Source organism: Chamaesiphon sp. OTE_20_metabat_361 (assembly GCF_031364565.1).
On the sequence record NZ_JANLWO010000815.1, the window covers coordinates 1 to 5440 of the forward strand.

The window sequence follows — 5440 nt, forward strand, 5'->3', positions numbered from 1 at the left end:
TGAAGATGGATGTAAAGATTCAGAGGGTAAAGGGTTAGTGATGTTTTGGTCAGATCGATCGAGTGAATGGCAGATTCCACAACCTAAAACCGAGCAGTCATCGCCAGCGAAACTTACCGAACATCCTTGTCCGGTTTGCCAGAAACCGCTGGAGGAATATAGTTACATAAAGGATGGACAATCCAAATCAATGCTGCGATGTTCGGATGCGGAAGCTAGAAGTAAGCCCAAACACAAGGATGTCGCCTATTTTCGTGGGAAGGAGGGAGCGTGGTGGAGTCCGAAATTAGGTAATCTTGGTACAAATGCGGCTAAATCGACGAAATAGTAGTACTTCACCTCCTGCTTTGTCAAATCAAAACCGCAACCAAATCAGCATAGTAAACGCACCCATCAGCCAAACAAAACCCAGAACGAGATACTCACTAATTGCTCTATTTCTAAGCTCCTTGGCTCGTTGCTTTTCTTTGTAAATTTGTTCTTGTCTTTCAAGTAATCCTTTGATTTCTGTTAGCCGCAGAATGATATTGCGATTCTCTTACGAGAGGCTACACCAACGCTAAGTTGCTCGGCAAGGGCATCATCATCTTGTCGTTTGTTATCGATTGGGTGGCTACGGAGATCGTGTTCTGCCAGCAATCGCTCGACTTCTGCTTTTAACTCAACTTGCTGTTGTCGTTCTGGGTCGGGCTGTTCGTTGCGACTTAAAATTCGATTCCGCAAGCGGACGCTACGCGAACGAGCTGTTTTCTGACTCTATCTAATGGAGTCATATCATCATTTGGGTCTAAATTACTATTGTTTGGTTCGCTCATGTAAATATGCCAGTTAAGTTGTCCATCGCATTATTTTTTCTTTGCTCGATTTTTTCGACGTGCTTGTTTTTGCATCTTTCCCTGAGCTTTCTTTTTGGTTGACATTAGTATTTTCTCAGGGGATAGACTTAGATCTCTCTTACCAAAAGGGTTTCTGATTGACTCTTTCAGTTTTTTATCTTGAAAACAGTTCCACCATTCCATCTCCGAAATTGTATCTTGAATCAAATTATAATGCTTGCGATCGCTCAGTTCATTCAATGATGCCTCTTGTCCGAGGTTGATATAGTAATCGACATCCTCTCGACTGAAAAAGAACTCATCCACCAAATCCGCATCAAAAGCTCGCTCGATTTGTTGTTTGAGTTCGATCGGAGCTAGGACGGCACTCTCCATCACTAAATTAGTCCAAATAGAGGAATATTCTCGTTCGAGTCGGGTTGAAAAAAGTTCCTCAAAATACTTAATAACGACTTCTCGTCCGAGGCTTGCTCGAACGACTAATATAATTAACGAACTGAGAGCAGAACTTCTAACATATTCATTTGCTTGCCGATTTTCGATTAGTTGCTGGATCGGTTCGATATTGCCGTCACAAACACTAGCAAGAATTCTGCCTAAATCCTCGGTGACTAGATCTCCAGTAACGTCCATTGAGATCTCTCCAGGCACCGAGAAAAACTCGAAGATCGGTTGATAAGCTTGAGATTCCCTAAACTGTGCAAGTAAATACATGGCATACATATGTAGGAAATAGTTAGGGCGTTCTGCCAACTCCTCAAGCTTAGATTTCCATTCCTCTAACGTCGCTAATAATATGGGGGTAATAGCTTCCCGCTCTGCAATCGCTCGTTCTAAAGCTAGACGAGGAAATGTTCCGTTATAGTTCTCTAGTTCGGCGATGATTTCTGTTAATTCCATGATGCCAAGTTTTTGACCGATCTTAGCCTACCCGATCGCATCCTTGCTAGGATTAGCCGATGTATAATTCAATTTGTTAAAATAGATAAATAGTCTGTTATTATTTTCCCACTGTAGTGTCTACTTACTTATCAGACAAATACACTAGGCGATTCTTCAGTTACACCCCAGGTTTCGTTGACTGGAGTGGTGGAACGGATTACCTTTCATTCTGAAGAAAGCGGCTACACAGTCGCTCGACTCCAATCACCTCGCGCTCGCGAGTTAACCACGATTGTCGGTATTTTTGCAAATATCCAAGCCGGACAAACTCTCCAACTCCAGGGGACTTGGAAAGAACATCTTCAATACGGGCAACAATTCCAAGTTATCAAATACAGTGAAACCAAACCCGCAACGCTGACGGGGATTGAGAAGTATTTGGGCAGTGGTTTGATTAAGGGAGTCGGCCCCGTTACTGCCAAACGGATTGTGGCGCATTTCGCGTTGGATACTTTAGAAATTATCGAACAAGATAGCGATTCTCTTACGAGAGGCTTCGCCAACGCTTAATTGAACGGCTAAGGTTTTAGCGCGAGCGTCAGGAATGCCAAATAAGGTAACGCGATGACCGCGCTGTTGAAGCTCGTATCCTAATGTAGTCATAGGATTGAGATGTCCAGTGGCGACAGGGCAGATGATGCTAAAATGAGTCATGTTCGATTTCTAGTATTTGGTAGGTCAGGATATTTAAAGAAATTTCATCATTTAGGTGACTGTATAGCCACCATCAACCACAAAAGATTGACCAGTAATGTAGCTAGCAGCAGAACATAAGAACACAACAGTTGCCGCGATTTCTTCAGGCTTCCCGATTCGTCCCATTGGGACAAGCGACGCAAGTTGCTGCTCCATAGCAGGATTTTTAGTACTAAAGCGATCGATTATCTCTGTGGCAATAAAACCTGGATTGACAGCATTAATCTGAATTCCTTGTTTGGCGTAGTCGAGTGCGGCAGCACGAGTCAACCCCATTACGGCATGTTTGCTCGCAACATAAGGACTGAACCTGGACATTCCAACTAATCCGGCTGCTGAAGAATTGTTGATAATAACTCCAGATCCTTGAGTTAGCATCTGTTGAATTTCATATTTCATGCACAGAAATAGTCCCCGCAGATTAATCGCCATCACTCGATCGAAGTCTTCGATCGATTGCTCGTGTAGTGGGTTTGCAACTCCTTCGATTCCCGCATTATTGAAGGCAATATCGAGCCGACCGTAACTTTTGACAGTTTTTTGAATTAGCGATCGGACATCTGTTTCACTAGCTACATCCGATCGTACAAATAAACACTCAGCACCAGAGTCACGGATTAAGTTAGCAATATTTTCACCTTCAGTCTCGCGTCTACCAGAAAAAACTACCTTTGCGCCTGCGGCACCAAAAGCTAGTGCAGTTGCTTTACCAATTCCTGAAGTTCCGCCTGTAACTAATGCAACTTTACCTGCAAGTGTCTTCATCGTTTTCTCCTATCAATACTTGTCAAATCAGCTAGAACCGACTCTGTTTACGATAGATCGGCTAGATTTGCGTTATTTTTTCTCGCTCGATTCAGCCTGCTGTATATCCACCATCGACTACTAGCGACTGACCTGTGATGTAGCTAGCAGCATCAGAGCACAAGAACACAACGGCGGCGGCAATTTCTTCAGGTTGACCCATTCGTCCCATCGGGACAATCGAGGCAAGATCGCTAGTCGCGATCCCCATCTCGTTAACGAAGCGATCCATCCCCTCAGTGGCAGTCGATCCGGGGTTGACAGCATTAATCCGAATCCCCTGCTTGGCATAGTCAAGGGCAGCAGCTCGCGTCAGACCCATCACGGCATGTTTACTAGCAACATAAAGACTTATCCCCGCAAACCCAACTAGCCCGTTTGTTGAAGAATTATTGATGATGACTCCAGCTCCTTGAGTTAACATCTGTTGAATTTCGTATTTCATACACAAGAATAGACCCCGCACGTTAATCGCGATTAGGTTGTCGAAGTGTTCGAGTGAATGCTCGTGGAGTGGCTTTGCTGGTGACACGATACCAGCGTTGTTGAAGGCAAGATCGAGCCTGCCATAAGTTGCGACTGTTTTCTGAATTAGTGTCTGGACATCTGTTTCACTCGCTACATCCGATCGGACAAATAAGCATTCAGCCCCAGACTGACGAATTAAATTGGCGGTGTCTTCGCCTTCCTCCTCCCGTCTGCCCGAAAAAACTACCTTGGCACCTGCTGCACCCATTGCCAAGGCAGTTGCCTTACCAATTCCCGAAGTTCCGCCAGTAACTAAAACAACTTTATGTTCGAGTATCTTCATAGCTGTCTCCTGTATGATAGGTTGAGAAAATCATTCGATATGGCGATCGTCAAAGGCTTTGTAAAACTGGAGGATTAAAGCTTTATTCTGTTCGTTCATCATCGGAGTTTTAATAAAAAATAACTTGGATTGAATGAGCCATGAGCCACTCACACGACGTTATCGCTAATTTTAAACAGAGGGCAATCCAGCCAGAGCCATAGCTACTTCTGCCGAACTATACTCGGTATCTACAAGTTTTCCGGCTTGATAGTCCATGTATGCCTGCATATCAAAGTGACCGTGACCGCAGAGATTGAATAAAATTACCTTACTCTCGCCAGACTCTTTGCATTTGAGGGCTTCATCGATCGCGGCTTTGACTGCATGATTCGCTTCTGGGGCAGGGAGAATGCCTTCAGCCCGTGCAAACGTCAACCCTGCCGCAAAACAACCTAATTGGTATTCCGATCGAGCTTCAGCCAGTCCTAGAGCCACCACATGACTCATCAGCGGAGCCATCCCGTGATATCGCAAGCCGCCAGCATGAATACCTTCGGGGACGAAGGTGCTACCCAAAGTGTGCATCTTCATCAAGGGTGTTAAGTGCGCTGTATCGCCAAAATCGTAAGTGTATTCACCACGAGTCAGCGTCGGACAAGCAGCGGGTTCGACGGCAATAATTTCCACGTTGCGTTCGCCTCGCAATTTGGCACCTAGAAATGGAAACGCAATGCCAGCAAAGTTACTACCGCCACCCGTGCAGCCAATTACCAAATCTGGATAATCCCCAGCCATTTCCATTTGGACTAAAGCTTCTTGACCGATGACAGTTTGATGGAGCAGAACGTGATTGAGTACGCTACCTAAAGCATATTTGCTCTGTTCGTCAGCCGCCGCAATTTCTACAGCCTCACTAATCGCAATGCCCAAACTACCCGTACTATTGGGATGTGTCGCGAGAATCGATCGACCAGCTTGAGTTTCGGTGCTTGGGCTGGCGATAACTTTAGCACCATAGGTTTCCATCAGCGCACGACGGTAGGGTTTTTGGTTGTAGCTGACTTTCACCATATAAACCACAACTTCTAGCCCAAATAGCGCACCAGCAAAAGCCAGTGAAGATCCCCACTGTCCGGCTCCGGTTTCGGTGATGAGCCGTTTGATGCCTGCTTGTTTGTTGTAATAGGCTTGGGCGACGGCAGTATTGGGTTTATGGCTACCAGCGGGACTAACGCCTTCATATTTGTAGTAAATCTTAGCAGGCGTATCGAGAGCTTTTTCCAGTCGGCGGGCACGGTACAGGGGAGTAGGTCGCCATTGTTGATAGATCGATCGTACTTCGTCAGGGATCTCAATCCACCGTTCTTGG

Annotated in this window: 6 protein-coding genes and 3 pseudogenes; 2 read left to right on the forward strand and 7 right to left on the reverse strand. The window is 45.4% G+C overall.

What is annotated here, in order from left to right; all coding sequences use genetic code 11:
• Positions 1 to 328: pseudogene (locus tag RMO35_RS22855) on the forward strand (DNA topoisomerase I); the annotation flags it as partial.
• Between the two features lie 182 nt (positions 329 to 510).
• On the opposite strand, the gene RMO35_RS22860 reads toward RMO35_RS22855, so the two are convergent.
• Together RMO35_RS22860 and RMO35_RS22865 are read right to left on the reverse strand one after the other, a co-directional pair.
• Complete coding sequence (locus RMO35_RS22860) at positions 511 to 723, reverse strand: hypothetical protein (protein ID WP_309744657.1); 213 nt, start codon at positions 721 to 723, stop codon at positions 511 to 513.
• A 122-nt stretch (positions 724 to 845) separates the two neighbouring features.
• A complete protein-coding gene (locus RMO35_RS22865; protein ID WP_309744659.1) occupies positions 846 to 1736 on the reverse strand; it encodes a DUF1186 domain-containing protein in 891 nt (296 codons plus the stop codon).
• Positions 1737 to 1913: 177 nt separating this feature from the next.
• Between RMO35_RS22865 and RMO35_RS22870 the strand changes: the two are divergent.
• Positions 1914 to 2264: pseudogene (locus RMO35_RS22870) on the forward strand (ATP-dependent RecD-like DNA helicase); the annotation flags it as partial.
• 18 nt (positions 2265 to 2282) lie between these two features.
• On the opposite strand, the pseudogene RMO35_RS25475 reads toward RMO35_RS22870, so the two are convergent.
• From RMO35_RS25475 to RMO35_RS22890, 5 genes and pseudogenes are all read right to left on the reverse strand, one after another.
• Positions 2283 to 2432, reverse strand: a pseudogene (locus tag RMO35_RS25475) (glycosyl transferase family 1); the annotation flags it as partial.
• A gap of 51 nt (positions 2433 to 2483) precedes the next feature.
• Positions 2484 to 3239 carry an SDR family oxidoreductase gene (locus RMO35_RS22875; RefSeq protein WP_309744661.1) on the reverse strand — a complete coding sequence of 252 codons (756 nt, stop codon included), beginning with the start codon at positions 3237 to 3239 and terminating at the stop codon, positions 2484 to 2486.
• 91 nt (positions 3240 to 3330) lie between these two features.
• Positions 3331 to 4089 (reverse strand): glucose 1-dehydrogenase, encoded by a 759-nt coding sequence (locus RMO35_RS22880; RefSeq protein ID WP_309744663.1) that lies wholly within the window; start codon positions 4087 to 4089, stop codon positions 3331 to 3333.
• 30 nt (positions 4090 to 4119) lie between these two features.
• Positions 4120 to 4242 (reverse strand): hypothetical protein, encoded by a 123-nt coding sequence (locus RMO35_RS22885; RefSeq protein WP_309744665.1) that lies wholly within the window; start codon positions 4240 to 4242, stop codon positions 4120 to 4122.
• Between the two features lie 18 nt (positions 4243 to 4260).
• A partial coding sequence (locus RMO35_RS22890; protein WP_309744667.1) for a TrpB-like pyridoxal phosphate-dependent enzyme occupies positions 4261 to 5440 on the reverse strand: 1180 nt, incomplete at its 5' end.